The sequence below is a fragment of the Streptomyces sp. NPDC044063 genome (assembly GCF_056434285.1).
The window spans coordinates 305,058-323,951 of sequence record NZ_JBWKFM010000001.1 but is presented as its reverse complement, the minus strand read 5'-3'; the positions used below and the strand labels follow the sequence as shown (position 1 = coordinate 323,951).

Below are 18,894 nucleotides of genomic sequence, written 5' to 3'. Positions count from 1 at the left end.
GACAGCGTCAGTACGCGAACATCGGATGACCGGCGCCCGGCCCTCTATCGCCTCACCTGCCGGGTCAACCTGCGCATCACCGTTCCGAGGACGCGCTCCAAGGGGAAGTAGCCCACCTCCCGCGAGTCGTAGCTGATCCTGCTGTTGTCACCGAGGAGGACGAGCCGGCCCGGCGGTACACGGCCTTCCGGAGTGGTGGCCAGGGAGCGTACGTGGTGGCGGGGAACCGGATCGCCGGGCCCCGCGGCCACGCGCTTGATGAGCCAAGCCCGTCCGTGCACGGCCGTCGCGTCGGCCCCGGGCGGGACGGGCGGGCCCGGCCAGGTACCGCCGGGTGCCGGGTGCTCGGCCACCACCACCTGGCCCACGGCCGGCCGGCTGCCGCGCCGTAAGAGCACCCGGTCCCCGTCCTCGAACGCCGGGGACATGCTCGCACCGCGTACCGTCACCACGACCAGTCCGCGCGTGACCACCAGCGTGGCGGCGACGAGCGCCACGCCGCCCGCCGCCGCCAGGGCGGTCGTCGTCATGGTCTTCATCTGGACTCCTTCACGACCTCGGTCCCCTCCCCCTCCCCCTCCGCCGCCCGGTAGCCCGCCGCCTGGAGGGCGAACAGGCGGGCGTAGCGGCCTCCGGAGGCGACCAGTTCCGCGTGCGGGCCCTGTTCCACGACGCGGCCGTCCTCGAGGACGGCGATGACGTCGGCGTCCCGTACCGCGCCGAGCCGGTGGGAGATGAGCAGGCTGGTGCGTTCGCCGCGGTGGCGGCGCAGCGCGGTGTGGATCTCGTGCTCGGCCTCGGCGTCGAGGCCGGCCGACGGCTCGTCGAGGATCATCAGGTCGCGCTGGTCGCGGAGGAACGCGCGGGCGAGCGCGAGCCGTTGGAGCTGGCCGCCGGAGAGGACCACGCCCGTCTCCGGGTCGTCCTTGTCCGACTCCATGAAGAACCTCCGTGACAGCAGCGTGTCGTACCCGTAGGGCAGGGCGGCCAGCCGGGGGTGGATGCCGGCGCGGCGTGCGGCCGCCTCGATGCGCGGGCGGTCGTCGAGCGCCGTGAGGTCGCCGAGGGCGATGCTCTCCGTGGCGGTCATGTCGTAGTGCATGAAGTCCTGGAACACCGCGCCGATACGTCGCCGCAGGTCGGCCGGGTCGGCGGTGCGGATGTCCACGCCGTCCCACAGGACCGCGCCGCGTTCGGGGTCGTAGAAGCGGCACAGGAGTTTGACAAGGGTGGACTTGCCGGCGCCGTTGAGTCCGACGAGAGCCAGGACCCGGCCGTGTTCGAGGCGGAGGTTCGCCCCGCGCAGCACCCATGGGTGCTCCTCCGAGTAGCGGAACCACACGTCCCGCAGTTCGATGCCGCGGGAGAGGGGCGGGAGGGGTTCGGGCGTGGTGGGGACGGGGAGGTCGGGTCCGGCCTTCGTGACCGTCAGGTAGTGGTCGAACATCAGCAGTGCCTGGTGGGAGCGGGCCACTTCGCTGGCGAGGGTGGAGAGCGCGCCCTGGATTCCGGCCACGGCCGCCACGAACATCACCACGTCGCCGGCCGTCAGGGTGCCGGCGTGCGCGGCGGACACCGCCCAGAGCAGGCCGCCACCGGAGACGAGCGCGGCCAGCAGCTGGAGCCCCGCCATGACGAGAGCCTCGCGCCGGTCCACCGTCCGTTTGGCGGCGTCGGCGGTGCGCCGGTCGGTGAGCATGCGTTCGCGCAGGAATCCGCCGATGCCGAACAGACGGATCTCCTTGGCCGCCTCGACGCTGGACAGCAGTTCGCCGTAGAACATCTGCCGTCGCTCGACCGGGCCGATCTCCCAGAGGACGCGCGCCTTGCGCCGTGCCATGGAGACCTCGGAGAGCAGGCTGGGCACGGCCGCCGCCAGCACCAGGACGGTCATCCACGGGCTGAGCAGGGACAGCGAGCCGAGGAATCCGCCGATGGTGACGGCGCCGCGGGCGATGCCGACGGCCCCGTCCACGGCCTGGTTGGGGGTGCCGCCGCCGGAGCTCTGGGCCAGGCGGAGGCGGTCCAGGAAGCGCGGGTTCTCGAAGCGGCCCAGTCCGGCGAAGCCCTCGACCGCGCGGAAGAGGCGGTCGTCGGCCAGGAGCCCCACCCGGCGGTCGAGTTCGCGGCGGAGGTACTGGCTCGCCTGCGGCGTCACGGCGACGACGACGCCCGCCGCGGCGAGTCCGGCGCCCACGCCCACGAGGTGGGCGAGCGGGGCGTGGGACCCCAGCCCGTCCAGGAGCAGCTTGGTCAGCCAGGCGGTGACCACGGGGAGGCCGCCGGCGATCAGGGTGAGCGCGAGGTAGAGCCCGAGGGTGGCCGGGGATGCGCCGGCCACCAGCGCGGCGGCCGCGGCGATCCGCCGCGCTACGGCCGCGGGGCCGGTGGTCCGGCCGGGGGCGAAGTCCGCGGCATCGGCGGGGGCGCGGGGGCTCGGCCCAGTGGTCGGGCCCGGCCCCGGGCCCGGCGTCGGCCCTGGTCCTGGGCAGGGCGTCGGCCCCGGGCCTGGGCAGGGCGTCGGCCCTGGGCCTGGGCTCGGCCCGCTCATGCCGCTACGACGGGCGCGTCCAGGTCGACGTTGTTGCGCACGACCACGGGTCGCCCGGCGGCGTCCGACGTGACCTGGATCAGGGTGGGGAAGCCGAAGACCTGGAACGCGTCGGTCACGGCGGTGTCGCTGCCCTCCTGCACCACCACGCGGGCGACCGGTTCGAGCTCGGCGACCTGTCCCTTCGCGCGGTCGGCGGAGCCCACCACCACCGCCAGCACCTGTTCACGGCCGCCGGGCACGTTCCGGGCGTACTCGACGAACTTCGGCAGCATTTCGTGGCACGGTCCGCAGCTCGGGGAGAAGAACGCCACGAGCGTGTCGCCGGAGAGCGACGCGCGGGTGAGCGCCTCGCCGTCGGCGGAGACGGTGGTGAACTCGCCGACCTGCTCCCCCACCTTGATGACGGGAGGTCTGCTGGGGGCCCCGCCGTCGGCGACCTTGGTCAGCATCGCCGTGTGATCCCGCAGCCTCTTGATCACCCCCAGGGTGAGGACCAGGTCCAACGTACAGAGCAGTCCCACCAGCACCACTGCCGCGATCAGGACGGGCATGGGGTCGTCTCCTCCGGGGTCATCGGTTCGCGGGTCATCGGTTCGTCGAAACAGGGGACATGCGGAACAGGTCGAGGATGTCGTCGAGCACGGCGACGAGCCCGCCCAGGAGCAGGCCGGTGAGTGCCGCCAGTACGGCTCCGCCGGGGGCGGTGGTGCCGTCCCCGGCCACGGCGACCGCGCCGGTGACCGCGACGGCCGCCAGCGCGAGGTTGCGTACGAGGTGTCTCGGCCCGAGAGGGCTCGCCGAGGTGCCGAAACATCGGCAGGGTGTCCGCACGCCCTGCCGCAGGGTCAGCGCGATGCCGGCCGTGAACACCGCGAGCAGGCCCGCGGCGAGCAGGAGCCCGGCGATGGTGACCGCCGGCAGTGGCACGACGAGCGTCGCGCACACGGTCCCCTCGGCGGCCACCACCCACCGCGCCACCGACCGGGCCGAGCCCGGGGGCACGACGCGCATACCGTCCAGCGAGGACACGAACCGGTCGAAGGCCCCGTGTCCCGCCGTCTTGCCGACGGACGAGGCAAGGAACACCGCGCCGATCAGACAGCGGATACCGAGCGCCAGATATCCCACCGGTTCTCCTCCTCCGGCTTTGCGGCCGTGTCGTTCCGGTTGTCGTTCCTATTCCGGTCGGGGGCGGTCGTACCGCCGGTCGTCACGCCTGGTGGGGCGTCGTGGTGCTGGTCAACCGGCTAAGGGTGAGGCAGTGGTGCGAGCGTGGGTCTTCTCCGGGTGGCCCGCGTCGTCAGCACTGACAGACGATCGTCGGGCAGCCGCGGGAGTTGCAGCAGGCCCAGCAGGGGGCGTTGTAGCCGCACTTCTCGCTGCACTGCCAGCACGCCGGGTAGTTGCCGCAGGAGAGGATCTCGGCGGCGGCCGCGTCCACCTCGGGCACGAACTTCCCGAGCAGACGGCTGCCCAGTTCGGTGAGCTTCGCGTACATGGACATACTCCTCACTCGATCCGTAGCGGGATCGGAATCGGATCCGGGATCACATCCGGGATCGGATCCGGGATGTGACCCGGGATCGATCGGTGCGGGCGGGCTTGCGCCTCGCTCACGGCGGTGAGTCTCATGGGCCTGGAGGGCGACGGATAGTGCGGTTTCCGGCCGAGACGAGCGGCCTCGTGGGGCGTGGCGTGAAGCGGGCCTTGCCGGATTCCTCGTCCGTCGCCGGCGATGTTCCGGCGCCCGGCCGGGACAGGGGGCGCCGTGGTGGTGGTCCAGCACTCCGCGGCCCTCCGGACCGGCTCGTTCCTCCGGCGTCCGGGGGTGTGGGTGAAGCGTTGCCTCCGGATGTGCCGGTGAGGGGGCACCCTGGCCAGGGTCGGTGGATGCCACTCGTATCGGCCATGGCGGACGATGCCGACCGAGGGCGGTGCGACACGTTCCGGCCTTCGCTCCGGTTCATTCGTACACAGGTCCGACGGGGTGGTTCCGCTTCGGTGCGGGGTGTGGTAGGCCCAGCCACCCAAGTCCGGTTCAGGACTTCGTTCGCCGTCCGCTCAGCGGTGCGGAGGGTTCGTGGCGCGCGGGTATCGACGTTCCGGCGTCGTTCCTCGTAGTCCGGGCGGCCTTGGATGCCAGTGTCATGTACCGGTAGGGGGACGTCCGGCCCGGGACCGGGTCGCGAGCCATGTGCGTATACGGGGCCCCTGACCGACGCGCGGAACCTCCGCCGGACCGCCGTCACCATGGTGACGTGCCGTTCCGGGACCAGGGAGCGATATGAGGCCACCGGGGCGGGTGGCGGCCGGTTCTGGTCGGTAGTGCGGGCGGTGCGTACGGCAGACTGCCGGAATGTTCGAGATACACCCCGTCCTGGAAGTCCGGGCCTCCGAGGAGTTCACCCTCTGGCCGGTCGCCCGGTTCGACAGCTTCGGCTACCTGCCGCTCAGCGGAGCGCTCGATCCCGCCCACGTCGGCGCGGCGGTGATGCGCATCGCCGAGTGCAACGACTTCGACCCCGAGGACGACGGCCGGCCGCCGAGACCCGGTGATCCGGCCGGTGCCTTCCTCCACGGGCTGTTCACCATGGACGACCTGTTCGCCTCCGGTGGTCTACGGGTCACCGACACCGCGACCGGCGTCACCGTGCTCCCCGGCTGCTGCAACGGGCTGGAGGACTGGCGCGACTGGCTCAGGTTCCTCGACAGCGGCGGCCCGCTCGACCTCGGCCACGACCCCAGCCCGCTCGCCGAGCGCGACGGCGACGACCTGGTCCGCCTGACCGCCGACAGCGAGCAAGAGGACAGCCCTGTCATCGAGCTGCCGGTCGCCCAGTTGCGCCTCATGCTGGCCGACGTCGAACGCGACCTCACCGACTTCGTCCAGCTCACCGCCGCATGGGCCGGGCGGCATCTGCCCGACCACGCCACCGGGATCACGGCCGCGCTCGCCCGGGCCCTGGACGTGCCGGCACCGGTCGTCCCGCCCCTCGGGTGAGCCGGGCCACGACCTAGCAGAACCAGCCGTTACGACCGCCCTCGCCGGCGCCAGGGGCCGAGCGCCCCATCACTGACCGGTCGTGATGTCCAGGTGCCCGTCCGGCGAGAGGTGTGCGGAGAGGGCGGTGAGGTCCGCGATCGTCACGTCCGCCGTCAGGTCCTCGGCCTTGTGCGTCGTGGTGAGGCCGATGGTCGTCATGCCCGCCGCGCGCCCGGCGGTCAGGCCGGCCGGGGAGTCCTCGACGACCGCGCAGCGGGACGGGTCGACGCCGAGGCGTTCGGCTGCGAGGAGGAAGGGTTCCGGGTGGGGCTTGTGGTGGGTGATGTCGTCGAAGGTGATGAGGACCTTCGGGTGGATCCCCAGGCTGGTCAGGCGGGCCTCGGCCACGCGGCGGGCTCCGGAGGTCACGACGGCCCACCGGTCCGTGGGGAGCGAGGCGATGAGCTCGGCGGCTCCGGCCACCGCTGTCACGTTGCCGGCCAGGGCGTCGGCCACCTCGGCGTCCTCCAGGCGGCGGACCGCTTCCGCCACCTCGTCGGCGGGCATCAGGTCGGCGATGATCGCGGTGGCGGGGCGGCCGTGCACGGGTACGCGGGCCATCACCTCTTCGATGGTCATGCCGTACGACTCCGCCCACTGCCTCCATACGGTGCGGGCCACGGACCGCATGGAGACGATCGTGTCGTCGCTGTCGAACAGGAGGGCGTCGGCCGAAAATCGCATGGTGGGGAGCGTACCTGGCAGTCCCGTCCGGTCCGGTCCCGTGGTCAGAACCAGTGGAGGCAGTGCGGAGGGCGCTCGGCGCGGAAGAGGGCATCAGCCAAGGTGGCCGCGTCCGGGTGGTGGGCCCGGATGTGTCCGGCGCGTATGAGCGTGCTGGGGGCGGTGCCGCCGAGGTAGATCGCGCCCAGGTCGCCGATGTCCAGGGACAGGTCGGGCTCCCGGTCCGTCGGGCCGCAGTCGGCCTTGCCGTCCTGGATGGTGAGCAGGTAGCGGTCGTGTTCGCCGAGGAAGGGGTCGTCGACGTCGAGGACGAGCTCGCCGTCGGTGAACCAGCCGCGCGAGGTCAGCGCACGCGGGACGTCCAGCAGCCGCACCCAGAGCCAGTCCTCGTCGCTCACCTGGCCGGCGCGGAAGTCCGCGAGCTGCCAGCGCAACGGGTGCTCGGGCGGGAGGTTCTTGAACACGACCTGAGTGACCAGGTCATGTCCGAGGACGAACCGGGCCAGGGCCGTGGAGACGGCATCGCTGGTGGCGATGGTCTCGTCGACCGTCAGGGTGCCGGAGTCGACCGCGTAGCTGGCGTACCCGTCCGGGACGCCGTCGGCATCGCGGTGGACGGCGACGTAGCGTGGCGCCGGGGAGATCGGGGGCCGCCCCGCGCCCAGGGCCCACCAGCGGCGCGGCCGGGACAGCGCGCCGGGCTGGGCGCGGCGGTAGCGGTCGTAGACCTCTTCCAGGATCGTGCCGCACTCGGCACGCCGCAGCACCTCGACCGAGCCCGTGTCCGAGCCGATCGCCGGGGCGCCGGCCGTTCCGCGTGCCCGGGGAACGGCGAAGGCGGCCTGGTGGCGCGGCACCGTCAGCCGCTGCCCGTAGGTCGCCAGCCCGTAGCCGAACCTGCCGTAGATCGGGGCCTCGGAGGCCAGCAGCACGGAGAGGAACTCCCCTCGTGCCCGCAGCTCGGCGAGCTGATGCCGCATCATCGCGCTGAGCACGCCCTGGCGTCGGTGCGAGGGCAGAACGCCGACGACGCTCACCCCTGCGGCCGGGACGAGGATCTCACCGGGCAGGGTGAGCTCGAAGGAGAACGCGCCGGCGGTGCCGACGGGCCGCCCGTCCGCCGTCAGGGCGAGCAGGCAGCGGTCCATTTCGAGCGCCGACCACCAGGTCCCGCCACCGCCCTCGGCCGGGGTTTCCGGGAAGAGCCCGAAGGCGGCATGGATGGTGTCGACGAGGACGTCGAGATCCTCGTCGGTCGTGGAACGGATCTCCATCGCTGCGGCTGCCTCCCCGGATCGCCGGCACCACGACTCGTGGTGTCCCGCCACAGTGCAACGTCGACCCGCGGGCCCGGTCAAACGAATTACGGCTCCCGGGGCGCGCCGAGTCTCTCGGCGCGGCCCGCCCGGACGACGCCCCGTCCACCGGAAACCCGGTCAGGCCCCCACGTACGCCGCCAGGTGTTCGCCGGTGAGGGTGGAGCGGGCGGCGACGAGGTCGGCGGGGGTGCCCTCGAAGACGATCGTGCCGCCGTCGTGGCCGGCGCCGGGGCCGAGGTCGACGATCCAGTCGGCGTGGGCCATGACCGCCTGGTGGTGCTCGACGACGATGACCGTCTTGCCGGAGTCCACGAGCCGGTCGAGCAGGCCGAGGAGTTGCTCGACGTCGGCGAGGTGGAGGCCGGTGGTCGGCTCGTCGAGGACGTAGACGCCGCCCTTGTCGGCCATGTGGGTGGCCAGCTTGAGCCGCTGCCGCTCGCCGCCGGACAGCGTGGTGAGCGGCTGACCGATGGTGAGGTAGCCGAGGCCGACGTCGACGAGCCGTTCCAGGATCTTGTGCGCGGCCGGCGTACGTGCCTCGCCCGTGCCGAAGAACTCCTCGGCCTCGGTCACCGACATCGCGAGCACCTCGCTGATGTCTCGACCGCCGAGGTGGTAGTCGAGCACGGACGCGTCGAACCGCTTGCCCTCGCAGTCCTCGCAGGTGGAGGAGACGCCGGCCATCATCCCCAGGTCGGTGTAGATGACGCCGGCGCCGTTGCAGGTGGGGCAGGCGCCCTCGGAGTTGGCGCTGAACAGGGCCGGCTTGACGCCATTGGCCTTGGCGAACGCCTTGCGGATGGGGTCGAGCAGCCCGGTGTACGTCGCCGGGTTGGACCGCCGCGAGCCCTTGATGGGGCTCTGGTCGACGGAGACGACGCCCGCGTCGGCGGGGATCGAGCCGTGCACCAGCGAGCTCTTGCCGGAGCCGGCGACGCCGGTGATCACGGTGAGCACGCCGAGCGGGATGTCGACGTCGACGTCGCGCAGGTTGTTCGCCTTCGCGCCGCGGATCGGCAGCTTGCCGGTGGGGGTGCGTACCGACGTCTTGACCGAGGCGCGGTCGTCGAGGTGGCGGCCGGTGATGGTGCCGGCGGCGCGCAGCCCTTCGAGGGTGCCCTCGTAGCAGACGGTGCCGCCCGCGCTGCCCGCGCCGGGGCCGAGGTCGACGACGTGGTCGGCGATCGCGATCATCTCCGGCTTGTGCTCCACGACGAGCACCGTGTTGCCCTTGTCGCGCAGGCGCAGCAGGAGGTCGTTCATCCGCTGGATGTCGTGGGGGTGGAGGCCCGAGGTGGGCTCGTCGAAGACGTAGGTGACGTCGGTGAGCGAGGAACCGAGGTGGCGGATCATCTTGACGCGCTGTGCCTCGCCGCCGGACAGCGTGCCCGCGGGCCGGTCGAGGGAGAGGTAGCCGAGGCCGATCTCCACGAACGAATCGAGGGTGTGCCGCAGCGCGGCGAGCAGCGGCGCGACCGAGGGTTCCTTCAGACCGCGGACCCATTCGGCGAGGTCCCTGATCTCCATCGCGCAGGCGTCGGCGATGCTCTTGCGCTTGATCTTCGAGGAGCGGGCTCCCTCGGCGAGGCGGGTGCCGCCGCACTCGGGGCAGGTGGTGAAGGTGACCGCGCGCTCCACGAACGCCCTGATGTGCGGCTGCATCGCCTCCTTGTCCTTGGCGAGCATCGACTTCTGGACCCGCGGGACGAGCCCCTCGTAGGTCATGTTGATGCCCGCGATCTTCATCCTGGTCGGCTCGCGGTACAGGAGGTCGTGCAGTTCCCTCTTGGTGAACTTCCGGATCTGCTTGTCCGCATCGAAGAAGCCGGACTCGGCGTAGAGCCGGGAGTTCCAGCCGCCCCCGGTGTAGCCGGGGATGGTGAACGCGCCCTCGTTGATGGACTTGCTGTCGTCGTACAGCTGGGACAGGTCGATGTCGGAGACCGAGCCCCGGCCCTCGCAGCGCGGGCACATGCCGCCGGTGCGCTTGAAGGTCACCTTCTCGGCCTTCTGGGCGCCGCGCTCGACGGTGATCGCGCCGGCGGCGTGCACCGAGGGGACGTTGAAGGCGAACGCGCTGGGCGGGCCGATGTGCGGCGTGCCGAGCCGGCTGAAGAGGATGCGCAGCATCGCGTTGGCGTCGGTGGCGGTGCCGACGGTGGAGCGGGGGTCGGCGCCCATGCGGCTCTGGTCGACGCTGATGACGGTCGTCAGCCCGTCGAGGACGTCGACCTCGGGGCGCGCCAGCGTCGGCATGAAGCCCTGGACGAAGGCGCTGTAGGTTTCGTTGATCAGCCGCTGGGACTCGGCGGCGATCGTGTCGAAGACCAGCGAGCTCTTGCCCGAGCCGGAGACGCCGGTGAACACCGTCAGACGGCGCTTGGGGATCTCGATGCTGACGTCTTTGAGGTTGTTCTCGCGCGCGCCGTGCACACGGATCAGGTCGTGGCTGTCGGCGAGGTGCGGCTCAGGCGACTGCGTGCGCGTCGTCGTGGCCTTGCGCATGGGGGAAGTCTCCATCTGCTGTGGGGCGGACCGGTGTCGGGCGCGTGTGGACGACTGGGGCGGGGGTACGACCTGGCTGTGTACGACCGGGGGGGGTGTACGACTGGGGCGTGCGTCCTACGCCTTGCTCCGCGCCTGGATCCGCACCATGTTGCCGGAGGGGTCGCGGAAGGCGCAGTCGCGCGGGCCCCAGGGCTGGTCCATGGGCTCCTGCAGGACCTCGGCGCCGGAGGCCCGTACCCGCTCGAAGGTCGCGTCGAGGTCGTCGGTGCTGAAGACGGTCACCGGCAGGACGCCCTTGACGAGCAGCTCCTGCAGGGCGTCGCCGTCGGCCTGGGGACGCCCGGCGTGCGGTTCCGACAGCACGATCTCGAGGTCCGGCTGGGTCGCACTGCCGAGGGTGACCCAGCGGAAGCCGCCGGCGGCGACGTCGTTGCGCATCTCGAGGCCGAGCGCGTCGCGGTAGAAGGCGAGGGCCTCGTCGGGGTCGTTGACGGTGATGTGGCAGTACTGGAGTGCGATGTTCATGCCGCCCACGTTAGGCGGCGTCGACCTGGCCCGCTTCTCCGATCCTGCTCTCTCTATGGGACGCGGGTGGGGCGGGTCTGGATCTTGGCCACGCACCCGGGCATCGCGGCCACGGCCTCGTGCTCCCGGGCGCGGTACGCGCTCGGGGTCTCCCCCACCAGCTCGGTGAAGCGCGAGCTGAACGAGCCGAGCGAGGTACAGCCGACGGCCATGCACGCGTCGGTCACGCTCATGCCCCCGCGCAGCAGGGCCATCGCCCGCTCGATGCGGCGGGTCATGAGGTAGCTGTAGGGCGTCTCTCCGTAGGCCGCCCGGAACCGCCGTGAGAAGTGCGCCGGCGACATGAGCGCGTGGCGGGCCATCGTCGGCACGTCGAGCGGCTTCGCGTACTCGCGGTCGATCAGATCCCGCGCACGGCGCAGGTGGGCGAGATTGGCGAGCTCCTCCGGGGTCATGGAACGACGCTACCACCGGCCCGGCGCAGGCGACCGTTCACCGAAAGTTGCCGTTCACCTGCGGAAATGGGACGCCGGGTGGCGATCGCAGGGTCCGCTTGGCATCCAGCCATGGCCTCAGCCAGTACGACGGCGGGCGGGCCGACGCCGGCGGGCGGCCAGCGGTTGCCATTCGCGCTCGTGGCCGCCGGCTTCACCACGCTGTTGGCCGCGCTGGGCGACCACAGGTTCGGTGCGGCGTGGCGTTCGGCCGTGGGCGCGGACCGCACCGCGCACCCCCTCACGTACGCCATACGGATGGACGGTGGTCGTCGGGTCCTGGTGGAGGCCGCTGAGCGGGGAGGCATGATCCCGTCGTCTTCGCAGGGAAGGAGCCCTCATGGCCACGGGTGACAGCGCGCCCGCCAACCGCTTCTCCGTCGAGCTGGGGAAGTTCCAGGTGGAGACCGTCCTGAGCGTTTCCGGTCTCACCTACGGCGTGGACGTGGCCGAGGTGCGTCAGGTGTCGCGCCAGGGCGACCTCGTGAGCCGTGGTTCGGCGCATCCGGTGGAAAACCCTGTACCGATCGGCCCCGGGGAGGTCACGGTCATGCGCGGGCCGGAAAGGAGCCAGGAGTTCACCGACTGGATCACGAAGACCCACGACGGGCAGGGCGCGACGCGGGAGAACATCGCCATCACCATGGCCGACGGCGGGAACAGGCCGGTCACCCGGGCGCGGCTGAACCGTGCGTGGGCCAGCCGTCGGCAGGGTCCTTCGCTGCACGCGGGGGCCGGTGAACCGGCGTTGGAGAAGGTGACCATCGCCTACGAGGAGCTCACGGTCGAGGTGGTCTGAATCCGTCACCCGGTCCTGCTCCGCGGGATCAGGCGGTGGCGCGCAGGGTGCGGTGGGCGGTGGCGCGCAGGTGGCTGAGCACGTCGGGGTCGGCGTCGAGGGTGTAGTCGGCGTCGAGGCCGGCCAGGGTGCGGGCGATGCGGGTCAGGTGGTCGTCGGAGGCGTCGACGCGGCAGGTGGTGTCGTCGAGGGGCTTCAGCCGGGTGGCCAGGCCGGGGGTGCGGGCGCGGATCTGTTCGGCGGGGGCGTGGACGGTGGCGATGGCGCGGTAGCGGGTGGGGGCGGCCGAGAGCCGGGCGGCGACGAAGGCGGCGGGGTCGGCTCCGGGGACCGGGCGGGGCGCGACGCGGCGGCCGGTGGGTGTGGCGTCGGTGATGCGGTCGAGGCGGAAGAGGCGCCAGTCGTTCTTGTCGGTGTCGTGGGCCAGGAGGTACCACAGGCCGCCGGAGTCGACCAGATGGCAGGGCTCGGCCCGGCGGCCGGTGGTGGTGCCGTCGCGGGTGGTGTAGCCGAAGGCGACGATCTCGTGGTCGCGGCAGGCGACGGCGAGGGTGGCCAGGAGGGCGGGGTCGGCGCGCGGGCCCCTGTCCTCCCAGACAATGCCGGCGAGGGAGGACTGGAGGGCGGCGACCTGCCCCCGCAGCCGCCGCGGGAGGACCTGTTCCAGCTTGGCCAGGGCCTGGAGGGCGTTCTGCTCGATCCCGGACAGCCCGCTGCCGGCGGCTGTGCGCAGGGCGACGGTGATGGCGACGGCCTCGTCGTCGTCGAGGAGGAGGGGTGGCAGGTCGGTGCCGGAGGCCAGGCGGTAGCCGCCGGCGTGGCCGCGGGCGCTGTCGACGGGGTAGCCGAGGTCGCGCAGCCGGTCGACGTCACGGCGGACGGTGCGGACGGTCACCTCCAGGCGTTCGGCGAGATCGGCGCCGGACCATTCCCGGCGGGTCTGCAGCAGGGAGAGCAGCCGCAGCATGCGGGCGGTCATGTCGCTGGTCATGGATTCCATGATGGCGCGTTCAAAGGACAGGTCCTGTCCTGAAAGGACTCTACGGTGGATCTGTCCGCACGGCGCAAATCAGGAGGTTTCCCATGAAAATCGCTGTTCTCGGTACCGGTGGCGGTGCCCGCGCCCACATCGCCAAGCTCGCCGCGCTCGGCCACGAGGTGCATGTCGGCACCCGTGACCCCGAGGCCACGCTGGCCCGCACGGAGCCCGACATGATGGGCACCCCGCCGTTCAAGCAGTTCCTCGCCGATCACCCTGGCGTCACCCTTCACACCTTCGGTGACGCCGCGGCCGCCTCCGACGGACTGGTGATCAATGGCATCGACGGCCACAACGCCGTGGCCGCCTTGTCTGTCATCGCCGACCGGCTCGCCGGCAGGACGCTGATCGACTACGCCGTCCCGTTCGTCTACCAGCACGAGCCCGAGCATCCGTGGCCCACCCCGTGGGGGATCATGCCGAAGCTGGACCCGTGCGACGTCGACAGCCTCGGCGAGCAGATCCAGCGCGCCCTGCCCCGTACCAAGGTCGTGAAGTCCTTCGTCACCCAGGAGCAGACCACCGTGGTCGACCCGGCGAGCGTCGGCGGCGGGGACCACACCATGTTCGTGGCGGGCGAGGACGCCGACGCCAAGCAGCAGGCCACCGACCTGCTGAAGACCTACGGCTGGACCGACGTCCTCGACCTCGGCCCCCTGGTCTGCGCCCGCGGCATGGAGATGTACGCCCACATGCACTCGGCCATCGGCTTCGGCCTGGGCCAGCAGTTCGGCGGCCACTTCGGCATCAAGGTGGTGCGCTGACCATGACCACGAGGACTGACAGGCCCGACAGCCCTCCGAACGGCACGATCATGTGCCACGCGACGATGTGCACCAGGCCCCTCCACCAGCCGGGCGGAGAGCACTGGACCGTCATGCTCGACCCCTCCGGCCAGCCCTTCCGCATCCACGGAGCCCGCTGACACCCCCATGACCGCTCTGCCTCGCGTCACCGCGGATCAGCGCCGCGCCCGCCTCGTACGCCGTCATCTCCTCGCGCCCTCCGTGCGGGAGTCGACGACCGATGGGGTGGCGCTGGCCCTGGTCGGCCTGCACGCCACCGACCCCGCCACCGTCTACCTCGCCGCCGCGGCCCGGATGCACGCCCCGACCGCCGCCGCCATCGACCAGTCCCTCTACCACGCGCCCGACGGCGCACCGGCGCTGGAGCGCATACGGTGCATGCGCCGCACCATGTTCGTCGTCCCGGCCCGCCTGGCCCCGGCCGTACGCTCGGCGACCGTACGCGACCCCCTGCGCCACCGCGCCGAGACCCTCACCTACCTGCACGAGGCCCTGGGCTGGGACGAGCGCCGCTACCAGGTGGTGGAGCAGGCCACCCTGGAGGCCATCGCGGCCCGCGGCCGGGCGACCGCCGCCCAACTCGCCGTCGACGTACCGGATCTGCGCGAGCAGATCATCACCTTCCCTGGTAAGTCGTACGAGTCGCGTCAGCGTGTCAGTACGCCGGTCCTGGGCGTGCTGGCCGCCGAGGGACGCATCCGCCGGGACCGCCCGGCCGGCTCGTGGACCTCCGCCCAGTTCCACTGGGCACCGGCCCGCCCCTTGCTGGAGATGCCCGCCCCCGAGGCGAAGACGGAGCTGGCCCGTCACTACGTCGCGGCGTTCGGGCCGGTCACCGTGGACGACGTGAAGTGGTGGACCGGCTGGACCCTCACCGACACGCGCAAGGCCCTGGCCGCCACCGGCGCCCAGGCCGTCGAACTCGACGAGGGCACGGGCTACGTCCTGCCGGAAGACGTCGAGGATGCGGAGGATCTCGAACCCGCCGTGGCCCTGCTGCCCGGCCTCGACCCCACGGCCATGGGCTGGCGCCATCGCGACTGGTACCTCGACCCCGGCCACGCCAAGGCCCTCTTCGACCGCAACGGCAACATCGGCCCCACCATCTGGTGGAACGGCCGCATCATCGGAGCCTGGGCCCAGCACCCCGACGGCCACATCAACCACGAGCTCCTCACCGACCCCGGCCACGACGCCCGCACGGCCATCACGACCGAAGCGGAGCGCCTGATGGCCTTCCTGGCCGCCACCCGCGTCACCCCGTGCTACCGCACGCCGCTGGAACGACAATTGGCCACTCAGCACTGACACTGAGCACCAGCATTCGGCCCTTTTCCGCCGCACCGACTATGGCCTCCACATCATTTCAAGCGCACACTCGTATCGATGAGTCCGGCCGCCACGTGCGTGCGGCATCCGGGCCCTTGTCACGGTGGAGGCCGACGCAATGGCTGACAACGAGATCCCATCGCTTCTGAGCCCATCTCCCTCCGGGCAGCGGGAGGAAATAGCCGTGGTGGGCTCGGGCGCGGCGGGGCTGGCCGCCGCTTTCCGCCTCCAGCAGGCGGGGTACCGGGTGCGATTGTTCGAACAGAACAGCCGGCTCGGCGGGCGTATGCGGACTCTTCGCCACGACGGTTTTCTCATCGAGGAGGGAGCCACTCAGCTGATCCGGGGCTATGAGAGCGTCATGGGCATCGTGCACGACGCCGGATTCGACAGTGAACTCATCCCGGCCTCATCACTCCTTGGAATGCTCGATCCCGCCGGCACGACCCACAACTTCACGATCGAGCATCTTCTGCGTGATGTAGCACGAACCGACCTGATCTCCTTGAGGAGCAAGCTGGCACTTTCCGGAATCGCACGTGATCTCGTGAGGTACCGGAAACAGCGGGACGTCGAGGACCTGTCCAAGCTGTCCGGCATCGACCGTCTCTCCGCGGAACAGTACGGCCGACAACGATTGGGCGACGAGGTGTTCGACCACTTCGTCGACCCGGTCGTCCGCGGGTTCGTAGGCACCGCGCCGAGCGAGGTCTCAGCCGCCTGCATGCTGTACGCCTTCGGGTTGTTCATGCGACGGCAACCCTTCCTGGCCCTCCGTCACGGCATGTCCTCGTACGCGGATCTCCTCGGCCGCCGCTTCGAGGTCACCGTGGGGCGCAGGTGACCTCTGTGGAACAACACCGCAATGAGGTCACGGTGACCTGGAGCAGCGCGGAGAAAACGGACCACACCGCGGTCTACCAAGGCGTCGTGATCGCCACCCTGCCCAAACAGGCAGCACAGATCCATACCGGCCTCGCTCCGTGGCGCCGGGAGTTCCTGGCCACCAAGGTCGGCAATGCCACCATGACCGCGCTCCACGTGGCCATGGACCGGGTTCCCGACACCACCGCCTCGATGGTGTACGCAACCGAGCACTCACGTCACAGCGCCGTGCTCGCCGCCGGCCTGGAGCACAACAAGGTTCCGCACCGCATCCCGACCGGCAAGGCACTCGTCACCCTCTACGCCTCTTCAGCCTGGAGCCGAGAACTCATCGACCAGGACGATGACCTGGTCACACGCAGCCTGATCGAGGCAGGAAGCGCGCTGGTGCCGACCGTGGGAGACCACACGCTGTTCACCCATGTGACCCGGTGGCCCTACTCCTGGATGCAGAGCCGGCCCGGCTACTGGACGGCGATGCGGGAATTCCGGGCCCGCAGCCGACGAGAGGACTCCCTCATCCAGCTGGCCGGGGACTACTTCTGCACCTCCAGCATCAACGCCGCCTCCGCGTCCGGCGAACGCGCCGCCCGCGACTTGCTGGCCACCATGCGGAGGGGCAAATAGACCGACCCGCAGGAAGAGCGCAACCATGCCACAAGGCGTCGCATTGCACATCCCCTTCCCCAGCCGCATCAGCCCGGACTTCGACCGCGCCCGGGCCTGCCACCTCGAGTGGCCTCGCTCCTTCGGGCTGCTCCCCACCCCCGCTGCCGAGCAATGCCATGTCAAGGGCCACTACAGCGAACTGGCCGCACGCTTCCACCCGTCGGCGACCGGTACCGATCTCGACCTGGCCGTCGACCAGCAAACCTGGTACTTCCTCTTCGACGACCACTTCGACGGCCCCCACGGCCAGGACCTCGCCTACGTCAGAAAGCTCATCACCGCCCTCACCGCGGTACTGGACGCCCCCACGAGCCGGCCATCACCCCGCGACCGCGCACCACTCGTGCGCGCCTTCGGGGACTTGTGGGTGCGCAGCCGCGACGGGATGTCAGCGATCTGGCAGTGCCGCGCAGCGGGGCACTGGCGCGCCTACCTGCGTGGCCACGTCACCGAGGCTGCCAACCGACACCAGGGCACAGTCCCCTCGTTCACCGACCAGATGGAACTGCGCACCCACACCGTCGGGGTCGCCCCGGTCCTCGACCTGGCCGAACGAGTCGGTCACTTCGAGGTTCCCGAGCACGCCTACCGCAGTTCTTTGCTGACCAGGATGCGCCGCACAGCCCATGAAGTGGTCATTCTGGACAATGACCTCGTCTCGGTCGAGAAGGAGGAAGCCAGCGGGGACTGCAACCTCGTCCTGCAACTCCAACGGGAAAACGACTGGTCCCGTACCCGCACGACCGCGGTGATCACCGAAATGGTCCGGAAACGCTCTGAGCGGTTCCTCACCTTGGAGAAGCAGCTTCCCGAACTGTTCCTCCGGCTCGCTCTCGACAAGCATCAACAAGCAATCCTGCACCGGTACCGCACAGATGCCCTGCGCTCCATGATGCGAGGCGCTTATGACTGGGATCAGCGATCCGGTCGGTACTCCGCAAGTCCGGTGGTGTCCGCGCCTGGCCGGCCGAATCCGCCGGACACCACGCCGACCAGCTGAAGCCGCCGCCTCTCGGGTACCACGGGACCACGGAAGTACCTGACCAACACCCTCCGCGAACACCGAAGGCGGACATCATGCGGAAAGCATCGGGTCACGCGACCTCTCCCGACCGGCCCATCCTGCTGCCGTTCCCCAACGGCTGGTTCCCCGTCGCCTTCAGCGCCGAGCTGAAAGAGGGAACGGTGCTGCGCAAGCGGCTGGCCGGGGAGGACGTCGTCCTCTACCGGACCCGCAGCGGTCTGCTGCGGGCCGTACGACCGTACTGCCCCCACCTCGGTGCCCATCTCGGGGTGGGCGGCACCGTCGAGAACGAGACCCTCGTCTGCCCGTTTCATCGCTTCGCATACGACCCCGCGGGAACGTGTGTGGCCACCGGATACGGAACGCCGCCTCCCAGGATGAGCCTGCAACTACGGCAATCACACGAGACCGACGGTGTCATCTGGGTATGGCGGCACGCCGAGGAGGCCCCTCCCGATTGGGCGGTCCCCAATGGCACGAGTACGGGCTACTCTCCGCCGCACCTGTGCACCCACGAATACGACAGCTACCCACAGGAGTTCGTCGAGAATCTCCACGATCTCGGCCACTTCGTCCCCCTCCACGGGTACCTGGCCCACCGGATGACCGTTCCCGCGGAATTCTTCGAGCACCGCTACCACCTCGCCATGGAGGTCCGACGCGCCTTCCCGTTCCTGGGAGCCACCACGATGCACTGGGACGTCGACGGCTACGGGCTGGGATTCATCACAGCCCGGATCGCCATCCCCCGCTACCACCTCCAGATGCTCGGCGAGATGCTGATCCTGCCGCTCGACCCCGGAAAACTCCGAGTGACCTCCGTAACCCGACTCAAGCGCCCGGAAATGCGGCGGATCTCCTCACCACGCCTGCGCGCAGCTCTGCAGAGCGGGATCGAGCAGGCGTTCCTCCAACTCCTGCGGCCCGTATCCTCATGGACCAGCCGAGAACTCAATCAGGACAAGTCGATCTGGCAGACCAAGACCTACCTGGAACACCCGCGTCTGGCCAAAGGCGACGGCCCGATCACGGTCTACCGGCGATGGGCCGCGCAACTGTACAGCCACCCTGCCACCGAAACGAGGGCACCCGTAGAGCCAGGCCTTCCCAACCCCGGTGGCAAGGAGGCGCAGCCATCAGCGTGACCCTGCGCAGGCCGCGGACGCACCCGACCACCGGGCCCATACTGCCGCCACAGTGGGAAACCCGTCCTGCC

20 protein-coding genes are annotated in these 18,894 nt (G+C 70.7%); 9 read left to right on the top strand and 11 right to left on the bottom strand.

The annotated features are described in order from the left end of the window. Positions 1 to 44: 44 nt before the first annotated feature. The 5 genes from AC07BS_RS01395 to AC07BS_RS01375 all read right to left on the bottom strand — a co-directional run bounded on the left by AC07BS_RS01395 (position 45) and on the right by AC07BS_RS01375 (position 4,052). Positions 45 to 539: a S26 family signal peptidase gene (locus tag AC07BS_RS01395; protein WP_478929282.1), complete on the bottom strand. Its 495-nt coding sequence runs from the start codon at positions 537 to 539 to the stop codon at positions 45 to 47. Further along, positions 536 to 2,341, bottom strand: a complete 1,806-nt coding sequence (locus AC07BS_RS01390; RefSeq protein WP_478929280.1) for an ABC transporter ATP-binding protein — start codon at positions 2,339 to 2,341, stop codon at positions 536 to 538. Before AC07BS_RS01390 ends, AC07BS_RS01395 begins: the two co-directional genes overlap by 4 nt. A gap of 206 nt (positions 2,342 to 2,547) precedes the next feature. After that, positions 2,548 to 3,105 carry a TlpA family protein disulfide reductase gene (locus AC07BS_RS01385; RefSeq protein WP_478638757.1) on the bottom strand — a complete coding sequence of 186 codons (558 nt, stop codon included), beginning with the start codon at positions 3,103 to 3,105 and terminating at the stop codon, positions 2,548 to 2,550. 34 nt (positions 3,106 to 3,139) lie between these two features. Continuing rightward, positions 3,140 to 3,682 (bottom strand): MauE/DoxX family redox-associated membrane protein, encoded by a 543-nt coding sequence (locus AC07BS_RS01380; protein ID WP_478638758.1) that lies wholly within the window; start codon positions 3,680 to 3,682, stop codon positions 3,140 to 3,142. Between the two features lie 172 nt (positions 3,683 to 3,854). Next, positions 3,855 to 4,052 carry a hypothetical protein gene (locus tag AC07BS_RS01375; RefSeq protein ID WP_368432979.1) on the bottom strand — a complete coding sequence of 66 codons (198 nt, stop codon included), beginning with the start codon at positions 4,050 to 4,052 and terminating at the stop codon, positions 3,855 to 3,857. Positions 4,053 to 4,910: 858 nt separating this feature from the next. Here AC07BS_RS01375 and AC07BS_RS01370 point away from each other — a divergent pair. Beyond that, positions 4,911 to 5,555: a hypothetical protein gene (locus AC07BS_RS01370; protein ID WP_478929278.1), complete on the top strand. Its 645-nt coding sequence runs from the start codon at positions 4,911 to 4,913 to the stop codon at positions 5,553 to 5,555. 69 nt (positions 5,556 to 5,624) lie between these two features. Here AC07BS_RS01370 and AC07BS_RS01365 read toward each other — a convergent pair whose 3' ends face one another. The 5 genes from AC07BS_RS01365 to AC07BS_RS01345 all read right to left on the bottom strand — a co-directional run bounded on the left by AC07BS_RS01365 (position 5,625) and on the right by AC07BS_RS01345 (position 11,088). After that, positions 5,625 to 6,281, bottom strand: coding sequence for an HAD-IA family hydrolase (locus AC07BS_RS01365; RefSeq protein ID WP_478929276.1), 657 nt, complete (start codon positions 6,279 to 6,281; stop codon positions 5,625 to 5,627). A 44-nt stretch (positions 6,282 to 6,325) separates the two neighbouring features. After that, positions 6,326 to 7,555 (bottom strand): GNAT family N-acetyltransferase, encoded by a 1,230-nt coding sequence (locus AC07BS_RS01360; protein WP_478929274.1) that lies wholly within the window; start codon positions 7,553 to 7,555, stop codon positions 6,326 to 6,328. 162 nt (positions 7,556 to 7,717) lie between these two features. After that, positions 7,718 to 10,105, bottom strand: a complete 2,388-nt coding sequence (locus AC07BS_RS01355; protein WP_478929272.1) for an ATP-binding cassette domain-containing protein — start codon at positions 10,103 to 10,105, stop codon at positions 7,718 to 7,720. Positions 10,106 to 10,222: 117 nt separating this feature from the next. After that, positions 10,223 to 10,633, bottom strand: a complete 411-nt coding sequence (locus AC07BS_RS01350; protein ID WP_478638768.1) for a VOC family protein — start codon at positions 10,631 to 10,633, stop codon at positions 10,223 to 10,225. 53 nt (positions 10,634 to 10,686) lie between these two features. After that, positions 10,687 to 11,088, bottom strand: a complete 402-nt coding sequence (locus tag AC07BS_RS01345; RefSeq protein ID WP_478638771.1) for a helix-turn-helix transcriptional regulator — start codon at positions 11,086 to 11,088, stop codon at positions 10,687 to 10,689. 379 nt (positions 11,089 to 11,467) lie between these two features. On the opposite strand from AC07BS_RS01345, the gene AC07BS_RS01340 reads away from it, so the two are divergent. Next, positions 11,468 to 11,926: a phage tail protein gene (locus tag AC07BS_RS01340; RefSeq protein WP_478929269.1), complete on the top strand. Its 459-nt coding sequence runs from the start codon at positions 11,468 to 11,470 to the stop codon at positions 11,924 to 11,926. A gap of 28 nt (positions 11,927 to 11,954) precedes the next feature. On the opposite strand, the gene AC07BS_RS01335 is transcribed toward AC07BS_RS01340, so the two are convergent. Beyond that, entirely contained in the window at positions 11,955 to 12,917 is a 963-nt protein-coding gene (locus AC07BS_RS01335; RefSeq protein ID WP_478929267.1) for a helix-turn-helix transcriptional regulator, read from the bottom strand. Between the two features lie 92 nt (positions 12,918 to 13,009). On the opposite strand from AC07BS_RS01335, the gene AC07BS_RS01330 reads away from it, so the two are divergent. The 7 genes from AC07BS_RS01330 (at position 13,010) to AC07BS_RS01300 (ending at position 18,823) form a co-directional block, all read left to right on the top strand. Next, positions 13,010 to 13,729 carry an NADPH-dependent F420 reductase gene (locus tag AC07BS_RS01330; protein WP_478929265.1) on the top strand — a complete coding sequence of 240 codons (720 nt, stop codon included), beginning with the start codon at positions 13,010 to 13,012 and terminating at the stop codon, positions 13,727 to 13,729. A 2-nt stretch (positions 13,730 to 13,731) separates the two neighbouring features. Then, positions 13,732 to 13,890, top strand: a complete 159-nt coding sequence (locus AC07BS_RS01325; protein ID WP_478929263.1) for a hypothetical protein — start codon at positions 13,732 to 13,734, stop codon at positions 13,888 to 13,890. A gap of 7 nt (positions 13,891 to 13,897) precedes the next feature. Further along, the gene (locus AC07BS_RS01320) at positions 13,898 to 15,079 is read left to right on the top strand and encodes a winged helix DNA-binding domain-containing protein (RefSeq protein ID WP_478929261.1); all 1,182 of its coding nucleotides are present in this window, start codon (positions 13,898 to 13,900) and stop codon (positions 15,077 to 15,079) included. 139 nt (positions 15,080 to 15,218) lie between these two features. After that, a complete protein-coding gene (locus AC07BS_RS01315; protein ID WP_478929259.1) occupies positions 15,219 to 15,944 on the top strand; it encodes an FAD-dependent oxidoreductase in 726 nt (241 codons plus the stop codon). Between the two features lie 32 nt (positions 15,945 to 15,976). Continuing rightward, positions 15,977 to 16,612, top strand: coding sequence for an FAD-dependent oxidoreductase (locus AC07BS_RS01310; RefSeq protein WP_478929257.1), 636 nt, complete (start codon positions 15,977 to 15,979; stop codon positions 16,610 to 16,612). A 25-nt stretch (positions 16,613 to 16,637) separates the two neighbouring features. Beyond that, positions 16,638 to 17,654, top strand: a complete 1,017-nt coding sequence (locus AC07BS_RS01305) for a terpene synthase family protein (protein ID WP_478929255.1) — start codon at positions 16,638 to 16,640, stop codon at positions 17,652 to 17,654. A gap of 77 nt (positions 17,655 to 17,731) precedes the next feature. Then, positions 17,732 to 18,823: a Rieske 2Fe-2S domain-containing protein gene (locus AC07BS_RS01300; RefSeq protein WP_478929253.1), complete on the top strand. Its 1,092-nt coding sequence runs from the start codon at positions 17,732 to 17,734 to the stop codon at positions 18,821 to 18,823. Positions 18,824 to 18,894 lie beyond the last annotated feature (71 nt).